Here is a 20,934-nt window from a genome sequence, read left to right on the forward strand (position 1 = left end):
TTGGCTAGCGCGATCCGACGCCGCCGTCGAGACCCGTCGAGCCGAATCCACCGCTCCCCCGTGTTGTTTTTTGCAAATCACCGGATTCGATGAGCGAAACGCGGGTGACCGGAGCCACCACCAGCTGGGCGATGCGCTGGCCGCGCGCCAGCGTCACCGGCTCGGAGCCGAGATTGACGAGAATCACCTTGATCTCACCGCGATAGTCGGCGTCGACCGTGCCCGGCGCGTTCAGCACGGTGAGGCCGTTCTTCAGCGCGAGGCCGGAACGCGGGCGCACCTGCGCCTCGAAACCGTCCGGCAGCGCGATCGCGAGCCCGGTCGGCACCGCGGCGCGGCCGAGCGGGGGCAGCGTCAGCGGCTCGGCCTCGGGCAGCGCCGCCATCAGGTCGAGGCCGGCGGCGCCTGCGGTAGCGTAGTCCGGCAGAGGCAGATCGGCGCCGTGATCGAGGCGGACGACAGGAACGGTCAAACTCACGAGGTAGCTCCAAGCGTGTCGGCGATGCGGGCGACGAGGCGGCGCGCCACCTCTGTCTTGGAGGCGGTTGGCCAGTCCTCCACGCCATCGGCAGTGATGAGTTGCACGGCGTTCTCGTCGGCCCCCATTACCCCGCCGGCGATGCCACTGCCCTTCGACACGTCATTGGCGACGATCCAGTCGCAGCCCTTGCGCGCCCGCTTGGCCTGCGCATAGGCGACGACGTTCTGGGTCTCGGCGGCGAAGCCGACGACGAGGCGCGGCCGGCGATTGCCGAGCCTTGCCACGGTCGCGAGGATGTCCGGATTCTCGACAAGGGTCAGTTCCGGCAGCCCGCCGCCATCCTTCTTCATCTTCTGGCCCGCCTCGCCGGCCGTTCGCCAGTCCGCCACCGCGGCGGCGAAGACGGCTGCGTCAACCGGCAGCGCGCCTTCGACCGCGGCCAGCATCTGCCGCGCGGTCTCGACGCGCCGAACCTCGACGCCGGCAGGGTCGGGCAGGTTCACCGGCCCACTGACCAGCGTGACGTGGGCGCCGGCGCTTGCCGCGGCCGCGGCAATGGCGTGGCCCTGCTTGCCGGAGGAGCGATTGGCGATGTAGCGCACCGGATCGATCGGCTCATGGGTCGGGCCGGAAGTGACCAGCAGGCGCCGGCCGGCCAGCGGGCGCTCGCCGCCGGCGAGCAGACGCTCCGCGGCGTCGGCGATCTCGGTCGGCTCGGCCATGCGGCCCGGCCCATCCTCGCCGCGCTCGGCCATGGCGCCGGCATTCGGACCGATGAAGGCGATGCCGTCGACCGTGAGCCGGGCGACATTGCGCTTTGTCGCCGGATGGCTCCACATCAACGGGTTCATGGCGGGGGCGACCAGCACCGGCTTGTCGGTCGCCAGCAACACGGCGCTGGCGAGATCATCGGCGAGCCCGTTCGCCATCTTCGCCATCAGATCAGCGGTGGCGGGCGCGACGATGATGAGATCCGCCTCGCGGGACAGGCGGATATGACCGACATCCTGCTCGGCCTCGCGGTCGAATAATTCGGTGAAGACCTTTGTATGGGCCAGCGCGCCGGCGGCGAGCGGGGTGACGAAGTGCTGTGCGGCGCTGGTCATCACCACGCGCACCGAGGCGCCGCGCTCCTTGAGCCGGCGGATCAGATCGAGGCTCTTATAAGCGGCGATACCGCCGCCGATGACGAGCAGGATGCGCTTGCCGGCCAGCATGAGTGATCCTCATCACCATCGCCGCGTACGGCGGCGTACTCACTTTATACACACGCGTTTAACGCAACACCCACCACGCCAGTAGCCCGGCGATCACCCAGAGCGCGATCGTGCCCCAGCGATTGCCGCGGCCTTCCGCGCGGCCGATGGCTTCCACCGATTCCGGCGCCAGTGCCAGCCCGTCGCGGGTCGCGGCATCGAGCTGGGCGGCGATGCGCTGGCCCTGCGCGATCAGCTCGGGCAGCGCGTTGACGCTGCGCGCCACCGCGGCGAGGCCGCCTGCGACATCCTCGATGCGTCCGGCAGGGCCAAGATTGCGCTCGATCCAGGTGCGCACCACCGGCTCGGCGGTCTTCCACATGTCGAGATGCGGGTCGAGCGTGCGGGCGACGCCCTCCACCACCACCATGGTCTTCTGCAGCAGCAGCAGTTCCGGCCGGGTCTTCATGTCGAACAGCGACGTCACCTCGAACAGCAGCGTCAGCAGCTTGGCCATCGAGATCTGGTCGGCGCGGCGCGAATGGATCGGCTCGCCGATGGCGCGGATCGCCTGCGCGAAATCGTCGATGGAATGGTGCGGCGGCACATAGCCGGCCTCGAAATGCACTTCAGCGGTGCGCCGCCAGTTGCGGCTGATGAAGCCGAACAGGATCTCGGCGAGGAAGCGCCGCTCCTTGTGGCCGAGCCGGCCCATGATGCCGCAATCGACCGCCACCAGCCGGCCCTCGGCATCGACGAACAGGTTCCCCGGGTGCATGTCGGCATGGAAGAAGCCGTCGCGCAGCGCGTGGCGCAGGAAGGACTGCATGACGATGCGCCCCAGCGTCGGCAGATCGTGGCCGGCGGCGCGCAGCGCGTCGAGATCGTTCAGCTTGATGCCGTCGATCCACTCGGTGGTCAGCACCTCGCGCCCGGTGCGGTCCCAATCGACCGCTGGCACCCGGAAATCGGCCTCACCCTCGGTGTTCTGGGCGAGTTCGGACAGCGCCGCCGCCTCGAGGCGCAAGTCCATCTCCATCGCCACCGAGCGGGCGAGCGTGTCGACGATAGCGACGAGCCGCAGCCGGCGGCCTTCCGGCGACGCCTTCTCGCCGATATGGGCGGCACGATAGAAGGCCGCGAGATCGGTGTGGAAGCGGCGCTGCACGTCCGGCCGCAGCACCTTCACCGCCACCGCACGCCGAACGCCTTCGTCGAAGGTCTCGCCCTTGTGCACCTGCGCGATCGAGGCGGCGGCGATCGGCGGGCCGAGGCTGGCATAGACCTCCCCGGCAGGCCGGTCGAAGTTGCGGGCAATGGTCTCCTCGGCCACGCCCTGCGCGAAGGGCGGCATGCGGTCCTGGAGCGTCTCGAGGTCCTTGGCGAGTTGCGGGCCGACCACGTCCGGCCGGGTCGCCAGGAACTGGCCGAGCTTCACATAGGACGGGCCGAGCCGAGTCAGGGCGGCGGAGACCCGCGCCGCGCCGGTGCCGGCGTGGCGCCGCTCGATCAGCCGCGCGAGCTTGAAGGCCGGCGCGGCGCCGGGGGGCAGGCCGGCGGGATCGAGCCGCGCCAGCACGCCCTCGCGGGCGAACACGAATCCGGCGCGGGCGAGCCGCAGCGCATCTCCAAGTGGGGTGCCCAAGCTACGCCCTCAGATCCGCACGCCGGAATGCAATGCGACGATGCCGCCGGTCATCGGCGTGTAGCCGACCCGGGCGAACCCGGCCTTGCGCATGAGGTCGGCAAAGACTTCCGGCGGCGGGAAGTTGCGGATCGATTCGACGAGGTAGCGGTAGGATTCGGCGTCCCCCGTCACCAGCCGGCCGAGGCCGGGGATGACGCGGAAGGAATAGGCATCATAGATGGCGTCTAGGCCGGGGACGTCGACGCGGGAGAATTCCAGTATGAGGCAGCGCCCACCCGGCTTCAGCACGCGGCGCATGCCGGCCAGCGCCAGTTCCATGCGCGGCACGTTGCGGATGCCGAATGCGATGGTCGCGGCATCGAATGACTTGTCGGGATGAGGCAGGTCCTCGGCATTGGCCTCGACGAACTCTACCCGGTCCGCCAGCCCGCGCTTCTCAGCGCGCTCGCGCCCGACACTGAGCATCTCGGCATTGATGTCGGCCACCACCGCGGTGACATTCGGCCCGCCGGCTTCCACGGTGCGGAACGAGACGTCGCCGGTGCCGCCGGCAACATCAAGCAGGCGGAACGGACGGTCGCCCTTGGGCGGGCGGAGCTTGGAGACCAGCGCGTCCTTCCACACCCGGTGCAGGCCCGCCGACATCAGGTCGTTCATCAGGTCGTAGCGGCGGGCGACCGAATGGAACACCTCATCGACCAGGCGCTGCTTGTCGCCGAGCGGCACGCTGCGGAAGCCGAAATGGGTATCGGCAGCAGTCGCGGTCGGGTCGGCTTCGGCCATGTTCTCTCTCGAAGGTCAGCAGGTTTTCGCAACGATGCGTCGGCGGCGCGGACCATAGCGGAGAGCCGCGCGGCACGCCAATCCCGATCCCCACCCATGGACGAGGCGGGTCAGCAGCACTGACCTTACGAAAATTTCATAAGGGGGCGCTCTTACCGTGCCATGTTCGGCTCGTCATATCGCCCTCACGACAACCATGGAGCGAGAGCCATGAACGCCGAGGAACGCGCCCTCATAGACGGCCTGTTCGACCGCATGCGCAGCGTGGAGAACGCCCCGCGCGATCCCGAGGCCGAAGCCCTTATCGCCCAGCGGCTGCGCGATGCGCCGCACGCTCCTTATGTGCTGGCGCAGACCGTGCTGGTGCAGGACCATGCGCTGCAGGCGGCAAACGCCCGCATCGAGGAACTGGAAGCGCAGGTGCGCCAGCCGCCCCCGCAGGAGGAGCGCGGCTCCTTCCTTGGCGGCCTGCTCGGCGGCTCGCGCGGCACCTCGGTGCCGACCGCCGGCCAGCGCCCCGTCGGCTATGACAATCCCGGCCAGCAGCCGGGTTATGGCCAGCAGGCCTACCAGCAGGGCCAGCCGGGATACGGCCAGCAAGGATACGGCCAGCAAGGCTTCCCGCAGGGTCAGCAAGGCTTCGGCCAGCAGCCGCCCACGGGCCGCTTCGGCGGCGGCATGGGTGGCGGCGGCTTCCTGTCGTCCGCCCTGACCACGGCGGCGGGCGTCGCCGGCGGCGCGCTGCTGTTCGACGGCATCAAATCGATGATGGGCGGCTCCGGCAGCCCGTTCGGCGAGGCCAAGGCCGCCGAGACCGCTGCTGCGGCGACGCCGGCTGCGGATGCCACCGACAAGACCGATGCCGGCTCGGGTGACAGCGGCAGCTTCTGGAGCAATCCCTGGGGCGACAGCTCCAAGGACGACAAGAGCGGTGCCGACGACAAGACCGCGGCCGCGGACACCGGTGCCGGCAACGACCAGGCGGACCCGTTCCCCTACGAGGACGATGTCGCGTCGGACGATTCCGACGACTCTGACAGCGATTTCGACGGCGGCGATTCCGACGACAGCTGGGCCTGATCGGCCAAACCAGTGACGTCATCCCGGACGGGCCATCGGCCCGATCCGGGATCGCGTGCCGCGCTCTCCCTTCAGATCACCCGCACCGTGGTGCCCACCGGCACCCGCTCATAGAGGTCCATGACGTCCTCATTGCGCATGCGGATGCAGCCGGAGGAAACCGCCCGGCCAATGGTATCCGGCTCGTTGGAGCCGTGGATGCGGTACAGCGTGTCGCCAAGATACATGGCGCGCGCGCCAAGCGGGTTGTCCGGCCCGCCCGGCATATAGCGCGGCAGATCGGGGCGGCGCGCCAGCATCTCCTCCGGTGGGCGCCAGTCCGGCCATTCGCGCTTGCGGCTGATCTTCTCGGTGCCGCTCCACTCGAAGCCTTCCTTGCCGACGCCGACGCCGTAGCGCATGGCCTTGCCGCCCTCCATCACCAGATAGAGGTAGCGCTCGCCGGTATCGATGACGATCGAACCGGGCGCGGCGTCGGTCATGTAGCTCACCACCTCGCGGCGCTGATGGCCGTCGATCGCTTGCGGCTCGGGCTTGTAGGTCTCCCCGCCCGGCGAATAGGCCGCGGCCTCATAGCCGTTGCGCGGCACCGCGACGACGCGGCGGCCGCTTCCGGCATCCGGCGGATAGGCATAGCCCGAGCGCGGCTGCCAGCCGGTGGCGGCGCGATCCTGCTCGCGCCCGGAATCCTGCTCCCGCCATGCGCGCTGATAGGCGGAGCGCGGCAGCCCATAGGCGTTGGGATCGGTGTTGGCGGGATCGACGCGCCGGCGCGACTCGCGGCCGGTCACCATATATTCGATGAAGCCGCCGCCGAGATCGGCGCGGGGCGCGGGTGCCAGCGGGACATAGCCATAGCCGGGCCGGGCGAAATCCGGATAGCCGCCGTTCGGATAGATCTGGGCGCCGGCGGGAGAAGCCAGCACGGCGAGCAGCGCGGCTGCGCAAAGGCGAGGAAGAAGCATGACCGAGCTCCCGAAAAGAGTTCCGCCATCTGTGCACGCGCCGCTGAGAAGCCGGTAAACGCCGGCGCGCTTCCGCGCGCAGTGGTTAATTCCCCGTTACGTGGCTACCCGATCAGCTCGGGCAGCGCACATAGACCATGGTGCCGTAGCGGCCGGCGACTTCCTTGTCGACCCACCTCAGCACCATGATGTTGCCGTCGAAACGCAGCACCTCGCGGTCGCTCTCCGAACCCGGTGCATCTTCCGGCAGGCCGATGAAGGTCGGGCCCGGCGGGATCTGCTTCGACACCACCTCGGAGGGCTGCGACTGGTCGGCGAGGTACATCATGAAGCCGCCGGACTGGCCGCGATTGATGACGTAAGGCTGGCGGCAGCCCTGGCGGGCCTGCGCCTCGGTGCGGCCGGCATCGTCCGGGCGGTGATAGGCGGCGAGGCCCCATTTGCCCACCACCTGGTCCGCCGTGATCGGCGATGAGTATTGCGGCGCGGCGGGCGTCACCGCGCGCGGCTGCTGGCCGGCGCAGGCGGCGAGAAGACCGGCAAGCGTGCCGGCAACAAGGATGCGCCCAAAGCGAGGGGGAGGGGTCATCGGGAACTCCGGACAGACGGAACGCAGGCAGGCGGGTGGACAGCGCGGGCGGCAAGCCGGCGAGTATCCATGCCGGCAAGCATCAACCCTAGAGCCGTTTGCGCTCGCATGGAACCATGCGAACGACAAGAAAGTGCTCGGATTCAATAGGCTGGCGCCCATGCGCGGCATGGAAGACACGCAACCCAAGGGGAACACACGCCAGCGGCGCGCAAAACCGGCAAGATTTAAAGCGCGCGCGACATGATGTAGAAGCTTTACGCCCGGTTCCGGTGCGAACATAGTCCGCCCCGCCGCGACATCGACCAATCCCGCCTCAATCCCTGCGTGCCGCCGCCACCGCGGACGGAGTTTCTCGTGACCGACCTGACGATACGCCCAGCCACCGATGCCGACGGTGACGGGCTTGCCGTGCTCATTTCAGGCTGCTTTGCCGAATATGAGGGCTGCCTGTTCGACCGCGCCGCCGAATTCCCTGAACTCGACGCCATCGCCACGCATTTCCAGGACAAAGGCGGCGCCATATGGGTCGCCGAGCATGATGGGGGCATCGTCGGCTCCATCGCCTGCGCCCCCACCGAAGACGCCGGCACGGTCGAACTGTTCAAGCTCTATGTCGCCCGCGAGATGCGCGGGCGGGGCCTTGCCCGTGCGCTGCTGGACCATGTGCTCGGCTTCGCCCGGGAGCGTAGCGCAAGCGCCGTGCGGCTGTTCACCGACACCCGCTTCCTCGACGCCCATCGCTTCTATGAGCGTCACGGCTTCCAGCGCCTGCCCGGCTCGCGGCCGCTCAACGACATCTCCAACAGTTTCGAATACCCATACCGCCTCAGCCTGCCGGGAGCGCGCTAAGCCATGCTCCCCTCGCGTTTTGGGCCCGCCGCCAGTGCCGTGGCGGGGATCGGGCTGCTTTCGGTGATGGACGGACTGGTGAAGTTCGTCGGCGCCAATCATTCCACCTTCCAGGTGGCGGCACTGCGCTATGCGTTCGGCGCCACTATAGCCTTCGCCATCTTCCGCGCCGCGCGCACGCCCTGGCCGAACCTTGCGACCTTCAAGCCGCACGCCTGGCGTTCCGTCGTAGTCGCGGTGACGAGCGTCACCTTCTTCTATTCGATCATGACGCTGCCGCTGGCGGTGGCGCTCACGCTCTCCTTCACCTCGCCGATCTTCATCGCGCTGTTCGCGGCGCTGCTGCTGCACGAGCGGCCGGGAGGCCAGATCGTCTTCGCGCTCGGGCTCGGCTTCGCCGGCGTGCTGGTGGTGCTGTGGGACCGGCTCGACACCGCGGGCGGCGCCTCGGTGCCTGGCATCGCCGCGGCACTGGTCTCCTCGGTCTCCTACGCGCTCTCCATGGTGGCGCTGAAGAGCCGCGCGTCGCGCGATCCCATCACCACCATCGTGCTGCTGCAGAACGCCCTTGCGGGCCTGCTGCTGGCTCCGGTGGCGGCGACGCAGTTCACCATGCCGAGCGGCGTCGAGCTCCTCGTCTTCCTGTTCATCGGCATCCTCGGCTCATGCGGCCACCTGTGCATGGCCTGGGCCTATGGCCGGGCCGATGCCAGCCGGCTCGGCGTGTTCGAATACACCGCCTTCGTCTGGGCAGTGGCGATCGGCTTTCTGGTCTTTGCGGAGATTCCGACGCTGGGCACCCTGCTCGGCGCCACGCTTATCGTCGGCGGCGCCATGCTGGTCTCAGGCGGCACCAAGGCAAAAGCAGTGCACGAGCCCGAGGTGGAGATCGGTCCTTAGAGCATGTTCCGCAAAAGTTGGAAGACTTTTGCGATCAGAACATGCTCCAAGCTGTTGACTCTAGAGCACTATCTTTCGCTCGGATGATTCCATCCCAGCGGATAGGGCTCTAGGCTGCGCCTTTTCGCACGAAATCGGTGGACGCCCCTCGCCGAGGCGATAGTTTCCTTTGCGATCCCCTCTATCCGGCTCGAAGACGAGGTGCCGCGATGCTGTCCCTTCCCTCCAGGCGCCGTCTTGCCGCGGCACTGGCGTTCACCTTGTTCGCGCTGCCGGCCGGCGCCGTCGAGCCGATCCGCATCGGCGAGCTGAACAGCTACAAGGCGCAGCCGGCCTTCCTGGACCCATACCGAAAAGGCATGGAACTGGCGGTCGAGGAGATCAATGCTGCGGGCGGCGTCAATGGGCGGCCGCTGGAGCTGATCTCGCGCGATGACGGCGGCAATCCGGGCGATGCCATCCGCGTCGCCGAGGATCTGGTGACGCGCGAGAAGGTCGACCTGATCGCCGGCACCTTCCTCTCCCATATCGGTCTCGCGGTCTCCGGCTATGCCGCCAATCGCAAGGTGTTCTTCCTCGCCGCCGAGCCGCTGACCGACAAGATCACCTGGGAGGACGGCAATCGCTACACCTTCCGGCTGCGCGCCTCGACCTATATGCAGGTGGCGATGCTGCTGCCCGAGGCCATCGCCGCCAACAAGAAGCGCTGGGCGATCGTCTATCCGAACTATGAATATGGCCAGTCGGCCGCCGAGACCTTCAAGGCCAAGCTGAAGGCGGCGCAGCCCGATGTCGAGTTCGTTGCCGAGCAGGCGACCCCGCTCGGCAAGCTCGATGCCGGCCCGGTGGTGCAGGCCATCGCCGACGCCAAGCCGGACGCCATCTTCAATGTCGAGTTCGGGCCGGACCTCGCCAAGTTCGTGCGCGAGGCGACGACCCGCGGCGCGCTCGACGGCGTCTTTGTCGTCAGTCTGCTGTCCGGCGAGCCGGAATATCTCGACCCGCTGAAGGACGAGACGCCGCAAGGCTGGGTGGTCACCGGCTATCCCTGGCAGTCGATCGCGACACCCGAGCACCAGGCCTTCCTCGACGCCTACCGGAAGAAATATGACGACTATCCGCGGCTCGGCTCCGTGGTCGGCTACACCACCATCAAGTCCGCCGCCGCCGGCATCGCCAAGGCCGGCAGCACCGACACCGAGAAACTGGTCGAGGCCTTCAAGGGGCTGAAACTTACCGGGCCATTCGGACCGTTCGAGTACCGCGCCAGCGACCACCAGGCGACCATGGGTGCCTTTGTCGGCAAGCTCGGCCTGAAGGACGGCGCCGGCATCATGATCGATGCCAAATATGTCGACGGGGCGAGCGTGCTACCTTCCGACGCCGAGGTATCAAAGCTGCGACCGGCGGATTGATTCGGCTGCGGGGGCGGCTAGCGGGGCAGGCGAGCGGGGGCGGCGATGTCGGTCGAGGCGCTGGTCTTTCAGGCGGTGAACGGCTTCGCCTCGGCGTCCGGCCTGTTCCTGGTGGCGGCGGGGCTGTCCATCATCTTCGGCGTGACGCGGATCGTGAATCTCGCGCACGGCTCCTTCTACATGATCGGGCTTTATCTCGCCGGCTGGGTGGCCGGGGGCCTCGGCTATTGGCCTGGCATCATCATCGCCGCCTTGCTGGTCGCGCTGCTCGGCACCGCGGTGGAATTCCTGCTGCTGCGGCGGGTCTATCGGGCGCCGGAGCTCTACCAGTTGCTCGCCACCTTCGGGCTGCTGCTGGTGCTGAACGACACCGTGCTCTGGCTGTTCGGTCCGGAGGACATTCTGGGGCCCCGCGCGCCCGGCCTGAAGGGATCGGTCGAATTGCTCGGCCGCAACATGCCGAGCTACGACATCTTCCTCGCCGCGATCGGCCCCGTCATCCTCATCGCGCTGCATGTGCTGATGAAGCGCTCCCGCTTCGGCCGGCTGGTGCGGGCAGCGACGCAGGACCGCGAGATGGTCGCCGCGCTCGGGGTGAACGAAGCGCTCTTGTTCACCGCGGTGTTCGCGCTCGGCGCCGGTCTCGCCGGCCTTGGCGGCGCGCTCCAGCTCGCCCGCGAGCCGGCGAGCCTCGGCCTTGATCTGGCGGTGCTGGGCGATGCCTTCGTCGTCGTCGTGGTCGGCGGCATGGGCTCGATCCCCGGCGCCTATGTCGCCGCGCTGCTGGTGGCCGAGGTGAAGGCGCTGTGCATCGCGCTCGGCACGGTCGAGATCGCCGGCTTCAGCTTCAACATGTCGAAGCTGACTCTGGTCGCCGAGTTCCTGGTGATGGCGGTGGTGCTGATCGTTCGCCCGCACGGCCTGTTCGGCCGGCCGCAATCGAGCGTTCGCCCGCGCTTCGCCGGCATCGAGCCGCCGCTGCGGCCGATGTCGACGCTCGCCCGCAACGCCATGGCGATACTGGTCGGCGTGCTCATCGTGCTGCCGCTCACCGGCCTCTTCTGGAGCTATCTCCCCGTGCTGGCGACCGACGTGCTGATCGCGGTGCTGTTCGCCGCCTCGCTGCATTTCGTCATGGGTCCCGGCGGCATGCACTCGTTCGGCCACGCTGCCTATTTCGGCCTCGGGGCCTATGGCGCGGCCTATGCGGCGAGCACGCTCAGTGCCGCGACCTTGCCGGCCATGGCGCTCGGCGTCGGCGTGGCCGGTGCCGGGGCGCTGCTGTTCGGCTGGTTCTGCGTCCGGCTGTCCGGGGTCTATCTTGCCATGCTGACGCTGGCCTTCGCGCAGATCGTGTGGGCGACGGTCTATCAATGGGAAGAGGTCACCGGCGGCTCGAACGGCCTGTTCGGCATCTGGCCCGGCTGGCCGCTGGACAGCCGGCCCGGCTTCTATCTCTTCACGTTGGCGCTGGTAGTCGCCGGGCTCGTGCTGCTGCGACGGATGCTGTTCTCGCCGTTCGGCCTCGCCTTGCGCGCGGCACGGGACTCGGCCCTGCGCGCTGAGGCGATCGGCATCGCCACCGGCCGCGTGCAATGGTTCGCGTTCGGCTTTGCCGGGGCGGTCTGCGGCATTGCCGGTGCCCTGTTCGCCTTCGCCAAGGGCTCTATCTCGCCGGAGGCGATCTCGGTCGGGCGCTCGATCGATGGCCTCGTCATGGTGCTGCTCGGCGGGGTGTACAGCCCCTCCGGGCCGATCCTCGGCGCCACCGCCTTCACCCTGCTGCAGGATACGGTGATGCGCGAGACCGATTATTGGCGGGCACTGCTCGGCGGGCTCATCCTGGTGATGGTGCTGCTGTTTCCCGGCGGCCTGATGGGCGGCCTGCGCCGACGGGGATTGCCGTGAGCGTCCTCTCCATCCGTTCCCTGACGAAATCCTATGGCGGCGTGCAGGCGCTCGACGATGTCAGCTTCGAGGTCGCGGCCGGCGAGTTCCTGGCGCTGATCGGGCCGAACGGCGCCGGCAAATCCACCTGCTTCAACATCATAAACGGCCAGCTGCGTCCGGATTCCGGCACCGTGCTGCTCAACAAGCGCGACATTACCGGCCGATCGCCGCGCCGCATCGCCCGGCGCGGCGTCGGGCGCACCTTCCAGATCGCCGCGGTGTTCGGCTCGATGACGGTGCTGGAGAACGTGCAGATGGCGATGATCGCCGCGGCGCGGCAGGTCTTCGCGGTGCACCGGCTGGCCAGCGGCCTGCATCGCGAGCGGGCGCTCGCCTGCCTCGCCCAGGTCGGCATGGAGGCGGCGGCCGAGCGGCCCGCCGCGGCGCTGGCCTATGGCGACGTGAAGCGGCTGGAACTCGCCATCGCCCTCGCCGGCGAGCCTTCCCTGCTGCTGATGGACGAGCCGACCGCCGGCATGGGGGCAAGCGAGCGCGGCGCCATGATCGCGCTGGTGAAGCAGCTGACGGTCGAGCGCAAGCTCGCCGTGCTGTTCACCGAGCATTCGATGGACGTGGTCTTCGCCCATGCCGATCGGGTCGTGGTGCTGGCGCGCGGGCGGATCATCGCCAACGGCACGGTCGAGGAGGTCCGAGCCGATCCGGCGGTGCGCGCCGCCTATCTCGGCACCATGACCGAGGGCGTGCCATGACCGCCCCGTTCAAGCCGGCGATGCCGAACACCACGCCGCTGCTGGAGATCGAGGCGCTCGATGCCTGGTATGGCGCGGCGCAGGTGCTGTTCGGGCTGTCGGTGAGCGTCGGCGAGGGCGAGGCGGTGGCGCTGCTGGGCCGCAACGGCGCCGGCAAGTCGACCGCGCTCAAGGCGATCATGGGCCTCGTCGCCCGCCGTGCGCGGCGCCTCGGCTTTGCCGGCACGAACATCGCGCGGGCGCAGACCCACACCATCGCGCGTCTCGGCCTCGGCTACGTGCCGGAGGATCGGCGCATCTTCACGGATCTCACGGTACGGGAGAATCTCGATATCGGCCGCCAGATACCGCGCCTGCTCCCCGACGGGCGCCCGGCGCCGGCCTGGACGCAGGAGCGGCTGCTCGAACTGTTTCCCAATCTGGCAGGCATGCTGGACCGCCGGGGTGATCATATGTCGGGCGGTGAGCAGCAGATGCTCACAGTGGCGCGCACGCTGATGGGCAACCCGCTATTGGTGTTGCTGGACGAGCCGTCGGAAGGCGTTGCCCCGGTCGTCGTCGAGCAGCTTGCGCTGGCAATCGCCGCGTTGAAGAAGAAAGGCTTGTCAATTCTTTTATGCGAACAGAATTTCCAATTCTGCGAAATGATTTGCGATCGTGCTTATGTGATAGAACATGGCGAGTTGCGCTGGAGCGGGACGATGAGTGCACTGCGCAATTCGCCTGATGCAATGCATGATTACCTGTCAGTCTAGTAGGCTATCGTAAAGGGGTGGCGAAAACTGTTGCCTTACGCTTCATGTATAATGGTATAGTCCATTAGACGACCTGGGGGTGTATTCATGGCGACCGACGGCCCGACTGAACTCTTCGAGACTAAGGCGTCCGGACGGCCGCCCTATATGCTCGACGAGCAGATCGGGTTCCTGATGCGCGTCGCCAGCCAGCGCCACACCGCGATCTTCGCCACGCGCATGATCGAGGGGCTCACGCCGCCGCAATTCGCGACGCTGGCCAAGCTGCGCGAGGTCGGCCCCTGCTCGCAGAACAAGCTCGGCCGGCTGGTCTTCCTCGATGCCGCCACCATCAAGGGCATTGTCGACCGGCTCGGCGCACGCGGCTTCGTGGTCGCCACCGACGATCCCTATGACCGCCGTCGGCGAGCGGTCGCGCTCACCGAACAGGGCCGTGCGGTGGCGAATGCCGCGGTCGAAGTCGCGGCCGACATCTCCGAGGCAACGCTGGCGCCGCTCAGTGCCGAAGAGCGCCGGCAGATCATCGAGCTGCTGAAGAAGCTCGGCTGAGCTAACTTTCGCGTGGCGCGAAATCCTTGAGCAGGCCGGTGTAGGCCTTGGGCCGCGGCGCCGCATAGGCGCCGTGCTTGGAAGTGACGAGGCCGGTGCTGACGAGCGCCTCGACCAGCGTCACCGCGCTCGCCACGCCGTCGATCACGGGCACGCCGTGTTCCTCGGTGAGTGCGCGGGCAAGGTCGGCCATGCCGGCGCAGCCGAGCACCACCGCCTCCGCACCGTCCTTCGCCACCGAGCGCGCAATCTCCGCCGAGATGCGTCCGCGCGCGCCGGAGGCAGCGTCCTCCAGCTCCAGCACCGCCACCTCGGAGGCCCGCACCGCGCAGCAGCGCCGGTCGAGGCCATAGCGCACCAGGTTGGCTTCGATCACCGGGATCGAGCGCGAGAGCGTCGTCACCACGGCGAAGCGATGGGCGATCAGGCTGGCGAAATGGAAGCCGGCCTCGCCGATGCCGACCACCGGCCCGCGCGCCAGCGTCCGCGCGGCCTCCAGGCCGGTATCGTCGAAGCAGGCGATGACGTGGCCGTCGACACCGTCGCTTTCGGCCTCGGCAATAGCTGCGAGCAGGCCGGGCAGCGCCAGGGCGTCATCATAATAGCCCTCGATCGAGGCCGGCCCCATCGCCGAGGTGCGGGCCAGGATCTCGCTGCCGGGCCGCGCCACCGCGCGGGCGGCGGCGGCGATCTTGTCGGTCATCGAGACGGTGGTGTTGGGATTGACCAGATGGATGCGCAAGGGCGGCTTCCGGGGACGAGAGGGCTATGCTCTCCTATCACAGGCCGCTATTGCGCGCGCTATTCGGCGGCGTCGACCGCATTGATCATCTGGCGCGGCAGCGGCGCGGCAAAGCTCGAGTGGCGCCAATCCGCGACATCGGCGAATTCGGCGGCCGGGAGCGGGCGCGAGAACAGGAAGCCCTGCAGTTCGTCGCAACCGAGGCCGCGCAGGAAGGCGACCTGCTCGGCGGTCTCGACCCCTTCCACCGTCACCCGGAGGTCGAGGTGCCGGGCGAGGCCGACAATGCCGCGCACGATGGCGACCGAGCGCCGGTGGTTGGGCAGGTCCGAGGTGAAGATGCGATCGATCTTGATGCGGTCGAAATTGAGCTGCCGCAGATTGGAGATCGAGGTGTAGCCGGCGCCGAAATCGTCCATCGCCACCGTCACGCCGAGCGCGCGCAGTCGCGCGAACATGCTGGAGGCCTGGTCGAAATCCTTGATCAGCACATCCTCGGTGACTTCCAGCTCCAGCCGGCGCGGATCGAAGCCGCTGGCCTGGATGAGGGTGCGCACCTGGTCGACCAGTTCGCTGTTGATCTGGCTCGGCGAGACATTGACGGCGACCCGCACGTGCTGGGGCCAATTGGCGGCCGCCTTGATGGAATTGCGGATCACCAGGTCGGTCAGCGCCGGAATGGCACCGGTCTCCTCGGCGATACGGATGAATTCGAGCGGCCCCACCATGCCGTAGTCGGGATGCGGCCAGCGTGCCAGCGCCTCGAAGGCGCTGATTGTGCCGGTGCGGGCGTCGACCACCGGCTGGAACCAGGTTTCGATCTGGCCGTCAGTGATGGCGCCGTCGATCTGCTGGGCTAGGTTGGAACGCCGGGCGATCTCCTCGCCGAGCGCGGAGGAGAAATGGCGGCTGCGCCCGCGTCCTTCCGCCTTGGCGCGATAAAGCGCAAGGTCGGCATTGTGCAGCAATTCCTCGGCGCTGGCGGCGTCCCGCGGATAGACCGCGACGCCGATCGAGGCGCCGACCGGCACCAATTGCTCCTCGAACAGGAATGGCCGGTTGAGCCGGCGCCGCAATTGCTGGGCGATCAGCTTCACCTCGCTGGCATCCGCGATGTTCTCGCACAGCACGACGAACTCATCGCCGCCGACCCGCGCCACCAGGCCGTCCGAAGGGACCTCGAAGCGCAGCTTGTCGGCGACATAGCACAGCAGGCGGTCGCCGACCGTGTGGCCCTTGAGGTCGTTCACTTCCTTGAAGTGGTCGAGATCGATCCACAGCACCGCGCACAGCGAGCCGGTTTCATCGCAGCGGGCGATGGCGGCATCGAGCCGCGCGCGCAGCACCTCACGGTTCGGCAGGCGCGTCAGCGCATCATGATGGGCGAGGAAACTGATACGGTGGTCGGCGTCCTCGCGGTCGTGAATGTCGTCGACCACCAGCAGATGGCCGGAGCCACCGCCGACATCGAAGGGCCGCGCGGCGATCGCGACGCGGTGCAGGGCGCCGTCGGGGCGCACCAATTCGGTCTCCAGCTTTACCTCATCGCCGCTCAACAGCCGGTCGATGGCGCCGCGGTCGGCGAGCAGCCTGGTGACGAGGAGATCGCCGCCGGCCTCGCGGTCGATACCGGCAATGGTCCGGAAGGCGCTGTTGAATTCGACGATCTGCAACCCACGGCATAGGATGATGCCGTTGGGAAGCGCCTCGATGGCGAGGCGGGCATGCCGGGCTTCCGCCATCGCGGTGGCGGCGCGGGCGCGGGCATGCAGATATGCCACGGCGAGCACGGCGACGCCGAGCATGGCGAACGCCACGGCAAGGCCGGTCACGGACGGCGCTCCGCAAACCCCTTGAGATGAGACGCGACATAGGCGCGGCACCGGGCCGGCGCATGATGCTCCAGCCCGGTGGAATCGATCACGAATTTGGATCGCGCAGATCCAGATTCATCGAGATCGGCCGCCGGGATGCCGTGCCGAAAGTAACCGGACTCTCTCGTCATTTCGTTATTTTGTGGCATGCGGGTTAATAAATCTCAAACCATCCCACGCGGAACGAAGCATCGGCACCCTGGTCTTCATGCTCCGTTACGTAGTTGCGACCTAGATCGTCGCCTCAAAGAACAAAGGAGGCTGATGTCATGAAGCGTTGGACATGCGTACTCGCGGTTGTGCTGGCCACGGTGCCGGGGCTCCGCGGGGCGTGGGCGGATGAACTTCCGATTGTGGGCACGGGCGACGGCATCGAGCTGCTGCGCGCAATCGGCGCGGCCTTCACCGCGGACCACCCTGAGACCGTCATCCTGGTGCCGCCGAGCATCGGCTCCGGCGGCGGGCTGGCGGCGATCGGCAGCGACAAAGAGGTGCTGGCGCGCATCGCCCGTCCGCTGAACGATACCGAGAAGTCACTCGGCATCATCGCCGAGCCCGTCGTACTGCTGCCGTCGGCGTTCTACGTCAACCCCTCGGCCGGCGTCACCGGCGTCACCAGCGAACAGCTGCTGCGGATCTATCGCGGTGATATCACCAATTGGAAGGACCTCGGCGGCGCCGACCTGCGCGTGAAAGTGGTCCGCCGCGAGGACCATGACAGCACCCTGCAGGTGCTGCGCCAGAGCATGCCGGGCTGGAAGGACCTTGTCCTCACCGAGAAGTCCAAGACCGCCACCACGACGCAGGAAAGCGTCGACACGGTGCGCACGGTGGATGGCGCCATCGGCTTCGGTCCGTTCACCAGCGCGCTCGGCGACGGCCTCTCCGTGCTGCGCATCGACGGCCGGGCACCGACCGATGCCGGCTATCCCTCCGCCGTGGTGCTCGCGCTCGCCTACAAGAAATCGACCGTCACACCGGCGGCACAGAGTTTCGTGAGCTTCGCCAAGAGCGCCAAGGCCCGCACCTTGCTAAGCTCGATGGGCGGCGTCCCGGCCGCAGAGTGAGCGTTATCCCCGTGCTTCGTCTTGCTTCCCTCAGCGCCCGCCTGATCCTCGCCGTCGTGGCGACGGCGACGATCGCCTTTGCCGGCTTCGTCGCCCTGGCCGTGTGGCGGCTCGATCTCGGGCTGGAACGGCAGGCGGAGGAACTCACGCGCCTGTCGGAGACGCGGATCACGCAGAAGCTGGACGGCGAGGCCCGCCTCGCCCGCGCCCGCGTGCAGATGATGTTCAACACCATGGGCCGGCTGGTGGAAAGCCTTGCCCAGCGGGCTGATATCGCCGAGGCGGTCTCCAGCAACAACATCGTCGCCATGAGCGAGTCGCTCGGCCGCAGCATCGGCGCGCTGGACCTTGACGGCGTGCTGGTGATCGATCCCAAGCTGCGCGTCGTCGGCGCCCATAGCGGCGACGTCGACCTGCTGGCGGCGAACGAGGCGCTGAACCTGCTGCCGATCGCGGACGACATCCTGCCGCTGCTGCAGAACAATGATCGCAAGGCGCCGCGCAATCTGCGCCGCGTGCTGGCCTTCGACCAGCGCACTGCGACCGCATTCGGCTCGAAGCAGCGCGCCGCCATGGTGTTCGTCACCGTCGATCCGCTGTTCGACGATTTCGGCGACGTCTCGGCGGCGATCGTCACCCATCGGGTGCTGCGGCCGCGCGAGGAGACACTCGCCGAATTCTCCCGGCTCGAAGGTGCCGGCCTCATCGTCCAGTATCAGGGGAAGACCATCTCCGTCGCCGGCATCAACGACCCCGATGCCACCATCGAGACGGTCGCGGGGACCGACCTGCTGCGCACCGGCGATGGGCGCTACTGGGCGCGCTGCGTCGCGATGTACGAGGATTACCGCATCTGCGCGCTGACGCCGCTCGGCGAACTGCACGCCTTGCGCGACGAGCTGGTGCGGGTCGGCCAGCGCGAGGGCAAGTCGCTGACTTCATGGCTGCTGCTGGCGGCGGTGAGTTCGCTTGCCCTGTTCGCGCTGATCATGCTGATCGCCTCGCGCCGCATCACCCGGCCGCTGGAGATCATTACCGAGGCGGTGCGGGCGGTCTCGCGCGGCGACTGGAAGGCCCATGTCGACGGGCAGGACCGATCCGACGAGATCGGCGACATCGCCCGCGCGGTGGTGTCGCTGCAGCACTCGATGGAAGAGCGCGACCAACTGCGTGCCGACGTCGCCGACGCCAATGTGGTGCGCCAGCGCCGCGAGGAACTGGAATCCGCGATCACCCGCTTCGACCGGGTGATGCGCTCGGTGCTGCTCACCGTCGGCGATTGCGCCGAGAGCATGGACGAGACCGCGCACGAACTGGCCCGGGTCTCGGCGGTCGCCGAGGGCGAGGCGGCGGAGGCGACCTTCGTCTCCGAGAGCACGCTGCAAGGCGTCGCCACCGTGCAGCAGGCGACCGAGCGGTTGAACGCCTCGCTCGCCGAGACCGTGTCCCATCTGCGCAGCGCCGCGCTCGCCGCCGATGCCAATGTCACCGAGGCCGCCGGCTCCTCGCTGCGCCGACTCGCCGGCCTGACCGAGGGCGTCGCGGAGCTCTCCGGCTCGTTCGAGGATGCCGCGCGGCGCATCAACGTGATCGCACTCAACGCCACCATGCAGGCGAGCCGCGCCGGCACGCAGGGCGCCGGTTTCGCGCCGATGGTCGCCGACCTCAACGCACTCGCGGCGCGCATGGACGGCGTGGTGCTCGACATCGGCTCCTGCGCCGTCGGCATACGCGACACCGCGGACGAGACCTCGAACGCCATATACGGCGTTTCCCAGACCTTCGGCACGCTGCTAGAGGAGGCGCGGGCGATCGCGAGCGCGGTGGAGCGCCAGGACCGCGCCACCCGCGACATAGCGGACGGCATCACCGCTGCCGCCGGCGGCAGCGTGAATGTCGCCGCCAGCCTGCGCCGGCTGAAGGCGACCATCGAGGAAGCCCGCAGCTCCGCGCAGAAGGTGGTCGACCAGGCGACCGACATGGCCGACGAGGCCCGCCGGCTCGACATCACCGTGAAGTCGTTCCTGCGCGAGGTGACGACGTAGGAACCCACCCTTTCCACCCTCATCCCCAGGCTTGACCCGGGGATCCAGACTTCGGCAGGGTGCATGCGGATAGGCTGGGTCCCCCGGTCAAGCCCGGGAATGAGGCAGTTCTGGTTGCTGGGCCAAGCTCAAGCGTCACGCGATCCCGGATACGGCCTGACGGCCATTCCGGGATGACGGAATGAGTTTCAGCTGCCCCCCTCGCCGGCGCGCCGCCCCGTCGCCGCCGGGCGACGTTCGGCGGGCTCGGCCGAAGGCTCGTAGCGCCGGCCGCCAGGCAGCGGCCCGGTCTCTGCAACGGCCCCGCGCGGGCGCGGCGACAGGATGCTCTCGGCCGGCGCCCCGCCGCGCAGCGACTGCATCAGCCGCCCGACCATGGACAGCGTCTCGCGGCTGGCGACGAACGGATCGGCATGGACCCGCGCGCCCACCGCCACAGCCTTGCGGCGCACCGCCTCGACGAGGCCGGCCGCGCCGGCGACGATGACGGTGTCGTCGACCCCGAGCGATGGCAGGTAATGCGTCGGCCGGCCGGGGCGGAAGCGGTTGCCGGGATCCTCCTCCACGGTGGCGAAGGCCTCGAGGGCGCCATGGTCGACCAGCCAGTCGAGCGCGCTTTCCATATAGACCTCCTCGCGCCGGCGCATGCCGGTGACGAGGAACAGGTCGCGACCCGGCTGGCCGAGCCGTGCGGCCCGCGCCACCGACCAGACCGGCGCGAAGCCGGTGCCGCCGCCGATCAGGATCAGTGGCCCCGCCCCCGGGCGCAGGAAGGCAGCGCCGAGCGGGCCGCGTATCTGCGCCTTGTGGCCGGGGCGGATGGCGCGGCCGATGGCGCCGGAGACGATGCCGCCCGGCAGCAGGCGCACATGCAGGCGCGCCTCGCCGGGATCGTAGCCGCCGTCGAGATCCGGTGCCGGGCTGTAGTCGCGGCCGGGGAAGCCGGCGAAGCGGACATTGAGGTACTGTCCCGGCAGCATCTCCAGAGGCGCATTCAGCGCCAGCACCACCTCGGCGATGTCCGGGGCGAGCGCGTGCATCGCGCTCACCGTGGCGCCGACGCGCAGCACCGGCGGCACTTCGTCATAGGCGATCGCCACGTCCCCGGTCAGCGTCGCCTGGCAGGCCAGAACGGTGTCGGCGATGCGGGTGCCGCGATCGTCGACGCTGCCCGAGAGAACGCGCACCCGGCAGGTCTCGCACTGGCCGGTGAGGCAGTCGTGCGGCACCAATATGCGCCCGCCCAGCCCGGCATCGACCAGCGTGGTGCCGGGGGCGGCCTCGACGGACCGGCCATTGATGGTCAGCCGGCACTTCACCCCGCTCATGCGGC

Annotated in this window: 19 protein-coding genes; 10 read left to right on the forward strand and 9 right to left on the reverse strand. The window is 68.5% G+C overall.

Annotated elements, in window-relative coordinates; all coding sequences use genetic code 11:
• Positions 1–4: 4 nt before the first annotated feature.
• From dut to ubiE, 4 genes are read right to left on the reverse strand one after another with little or no spacing between them, the layout of a single operon-like run.
• A complete protein-coding gene (gene dut / locus G3545_RS17105; RefSeq protein ID WP_170014482.1) occupies positions 5–478 on the reverse strand; it encodes a dUTP diphosphatase in 474 nt (157 codons plus the stop codon).
• Positions 475–1,698 carry a bifunctional phosphopantothenoylcysteine decarboxylase/phosphopantothenate--cysteine ligase CoaBC gene (coaBC, locus tag G3545_RS17110; RefSeq protein WP_170014483.1) on the reverse strand — a complete coding sequence of 408 codons (1,224 nt, stop codon included), beginning with the start codon at positions 1,696–1,698 and terminating at the stop codon, positions 475–477. Before coaBC ends, dut begins: the two co-directional genes overlap by 4 nt.
• A 58-nt stretch (positions 1,699–1,756) precedes the next feature.
• Entirely contained in the window at positions 1,757–3,322 is a 1,566-nt protein-coding gene (gene ubiB / locus G3545_RS17115; RefSeq protein WP_170014484.1) for a 2-polyprenylphenol 6-hydroxylase, read from the reverse strand.
• A 9-nt stretch (positions 3,323–3,331) separates the two neighbouring features.
• Positions 3,332–4,108 carry a bifunctional demethylmenaquinone methyltransferase/2-methoxy-6-polyprenyl-1,4-benzoquinol methylase UbiE gene (gene ubiE, locus G3545_RS17120; RefSeq protein WP_170014485.1) on the reverse strand — a complete coding sequence of 259 codons (777 nt, stop codon included), beginning with the start codon at positions 4,106–4,108 and terminating at the stop codon, positions 3,332–3,334.
• Positions 4,109–4,318: 210 nt separating this feature from the next.
• Here ubiE and G3545_RS17125 point away from each other — a divergent pair, with 210 nt between their 5' ends.
• Positions 4,319–5,188, forward strand: coding sequence for a DUF2076 domain-containing protein (locus G3545_RS17125; RefSeq protein ID WP_170014486.1), 870 nt, complete (start codon positions 4,319–4,321; stop codon positions 5,186–5,188).
• Between the two features lie 71 nt (positions 5,189–5,259).
• On the opposite strand, the gene G3545_RS17130 is transcribed toward G3545_RS17125, so the two are convergent.
• Both G3545_RS17130 and G3545_RS17135 read right to left on the reverse strand, forming a co-directional pair.
• Positions 5,260–6,153 carry a L,D-transpeptidase gene (locus G3545_RS17130; protein WP_170014487.1) on the reverse strand — a complete coding sequence of 298 codons (894 nt, stop codon included), beginning with the start codon at positions 6,151–6,153 and terminating at the stop codon, positions 5,260–5,262.
• 112 nt (positions 6,154–6,265) lie between these two features.
• Positions 6,266–6,742, reverse strand: coding sequence for a hypothetical protein (locus G3545_RS17135; protein WP_170014488.1), 477 nt, complete (start codon positions 6,740–6,742; stop codon positions 6,266–6,268).
• 357 nt (positions 6,743–7,099) lie between these two features.
• On the opposite strand from G3545_RS17135, the gene G3545_RS17140 reads away from it, so the two are divergent.
• The 7 genes from G3545_RS17140 (at position 7,100) to G3545_RS17170 (ending at position 13,873) form a co-directional block, all read left to right on the forward strand.
• Positions 7,100–7,594: a GNAT family N-acetyltransferase gene (locus G3545_RS17140; protein ID WP_170014489.1), complete on the forward strand. Its 495-nt coding sequence runs from the start codon at positions 7,100–7,102 to the stop codon at positions 7,592–7,594.
• Positions 7,595–7,597: 3 nt separating this feature from the next.
• Positions 7,598–8,494 carry a DMT family transporter gene (locus tag G3545_RS17145; RefSeq protein WP_170014490.1) on the forward strand — a complete coding sequence of 299 codons (897 nt, stop codon included), beginning with the start codon at positions 7,598–7,600 and terminating at the stop codon, positions 8,492–8,494.
• Between the two features lie 209 nt (positions 8,495–8,703).
• Positions 8,704–9,909 (forward strand): ABC transporter substrate-binding protein, encoded by a 1,206-nt coding sequence (locus G3545_RS17150; RefSeq protein WP_170014491.1) that lies wholly within the window; start codon positions 8,704–8,706, stop codon positions 9,907–9,909.
• A 45-nt stretch (positions 9,910–9,954) separates the two neighbouring features.
• Complete coding sequence (locus tag G3545_RS29730) at positions 9,955–11,817, forward strand: ABC transporter permease (RefSeq protein ID WP_170014492.1); 1,863 nt, start codon at positions 9,955–9,957, stop codon at positions 11,815–11,817.
• Positions 11,808–12,569: an ABC transporter ATP-binding protein gene (locus tag G3545_RS17160; protein WP_246702907.1), complete on the forward strand. Its 762-nt coding sequence runs from the start codon at positions 11,808–11,810 to the stop codon at positions 12,567–12,569. The genes G3545_RS29730 and G3545_RS17160 overlap by 10 nt, the downstream gene beginning before the upstream one ends.
• The gene (locus G3545_RS17165; RefSeq protein WP_246702449.1) at positions 12,566–13,324 is read left to right on the forward strand and encodes an ABC transporter ATP-binding protein; all 759 of its coding nucleotides are present in this window, start codon (positions 12,566–12,568) and stop codon (positions 13,322–13,324) included. Before G3545_RS17160 ends, G3545_RS17165 begins: the two co-directional genes overlap by 4 nt.
• Before the next feature lie 87 nt (positions 13,325–13,411).
• On the forward strand, positions 13,412–13,873 hold the full coding sequence (locus G3545_RS17170) for a MarR family winged helix-turn-helix transcriptional regulator (protein ID WP_170014494.1): 462 nt from the start codon (positions 13,412–13,414) through the stop codon (positions 13,871–13,873).
• Between the two features lies 1 nt (position 13,874).
• Here the strand turns inward: G3545_RS17170 and G3545_RS17175 are convergent, their stop codons facing one another.
• Together G3545_RS17175 and G3545_RS17180 are read right to left on the reverse strand one after the other, a co-directional pair.
• Positions 13,875–14,615 carry an aspartate/glutamate racemase family protein gene (locus G3545_RS17175; RefSeq protein WP_170014495.1) on the reverse strand — a complete coding sequence of 247 codons (741 nt, stop codon included), beginning with the start codon at positions 14,613–14,615 and terminating at the stop codon, positions 13,875–13,877.
• A 59-nt stretch (positions 14,616–14,674) separates the two neighbouring features.
• Positions 14,675–16,447, reverse strand: coding sequence for an EAL domain-containing protein (locus tag G3545_RS17180; protein ID WP_170014496.1), 1,773 nt, complete (start codon positions 16,445–16,447; stop codon positions 14,675–14,677).
• 311 nt (positions 16,448–16,758) lie between these two features.
• Between G3545_RS17180 and G3545_RS17185 the strand changes: the two genes are divergently transcribed.
• Positions 16,759–17,556: a substrate-binding domain-containing protein gene (locus G3545_RS17185; protein WP_170014497.1), complete on the forward strand. Its 798-nt coding sequence runs from the start codon at positions 16,759–16,761 to the stop codon at positions 17,554–17,556.
• Between the two features lie 11 nt (positions 17,557–17,567).
• Positions 17,568–19,601: a methyl-accepting chemotaxis protein gene (locus G3545_RS17190; protein WP_170014498.1), complete on the forward strand. Its 2,034-nt coding sequence runs from the start codon at positions 17,568–17,570 to the stop codon at positions 19,599–19,601.
• Positions 19,602–19,789: 188 nt separating this feature from the next.
• On the opposite strand, the gene G3545_RS17195 is transcribed toward G3545_RS17190, so the two are convergent.
• Positions 19,790–20,929: a 2Fe-2S iron-sulfur cluster binding domain-containing protein gene (locus G3545_RS17195; protein ID WP_246702450.1), complete on the reverse strand. Its 1,140-nt coding sequence runs from the start codon at positions 20,927–20,929 to the stop codon at positions 19,790–19,792.
• Positions 20,930–20,934: the final 5 nt, after the last annotated feature.

It is taken from the genome of Starkeya sp. ORNL1 (genome assembly GCF_012971745.1).
In the GTDB taxonomy this organism is placed as follows: domain Bacteria; phylum Pseudomonadota; class Alphaproteobacteria; order Rhizobiales; family Xanthobacteraceae; genus Ancylobacter.

Coding starts and splice junctions, on each gene's coding strand:
- G3545_RS17135 (WP_170014488.1), bottom strand. CDS start 6,742: ATGACCCCTCCCCCTCGCTTTGGGCGCATCCTTGTTGCCGGCACGCTT.
- G3545_RS17125 (WP_170014486.1), top strand. CDS start 4,319: ATGAACGCCGAGGAACGCGCCCTCATAGACGGCCTGTTCGACCGCATG.
- ubiE (WP_170014485.1), bottom strand. CDS start 4,108: ATGGCCGAAGCCGACCCGACCGCGACTGCTGCCGATACCCATTTCGGC.
- G3545_RS17170 (WP_170014494.1), top strand. CDS start 13,412: ATGGCGACCGACGGCCCGACTGAACTCTTCGAGACTAAGGCGTCCGGA.
- G3545_RS17195 (WP_246702450.1), bottom strand. CDS start 20,929: ATGAGCGGGGTGAAGTGCCGGCTGACCATCAATGGCCGGTCCGTCGAG.
- G3545_RS29730 (WP_170014492.1), top strand. CDS start 9,955: ATGTCGGTCGAGGCGCTGGTCTTTCAGGCGGTGAACGGCTTCGCCTCG.
- G3545_RS17185 (WP_170014497.1), top strand. CDS start 16,759: ATGAAGCGTTGGACATGCGTACTCGCGGTTGTGCTGGCCACGGTGCCG.
- G3545_RS17130 (WP_170014487.1), bottom strand. CDS start 6,153: ATGCTTCTTCCTCGCCTTTGCGCAGCCGCGCTGCTCGCCGTGCTGGCT.
- G3545_RS17150 (WP_170014491.1), top strand. CDS start 8,704: ATGCTGTCCCTTCCCTCCAGGCGCCGTCTTGCCGCGGCACTGGCGTTC.
- G3545_RS17145 (WP_170014490.1), top strand. CDS start 7,598: ATGCTCCCCTCGCGTTTTGGGCCCGCCGCCAGTGCCGTGGCGGGGATC.
- G3545_RS17165 (WP_246702449.1), top strand. CDS start 12,566: ATGACCGCCCCGTTCAAGCCGGCGATGCCGAACACCACGCCGCTGCTG.
- coaBC (WP_170014483.1), bottom strand. CDS start 1,698: ATGCTGGCCGGCAAGCGCATCCTGCTCGTCATCGGCGGCGGTATCGCC.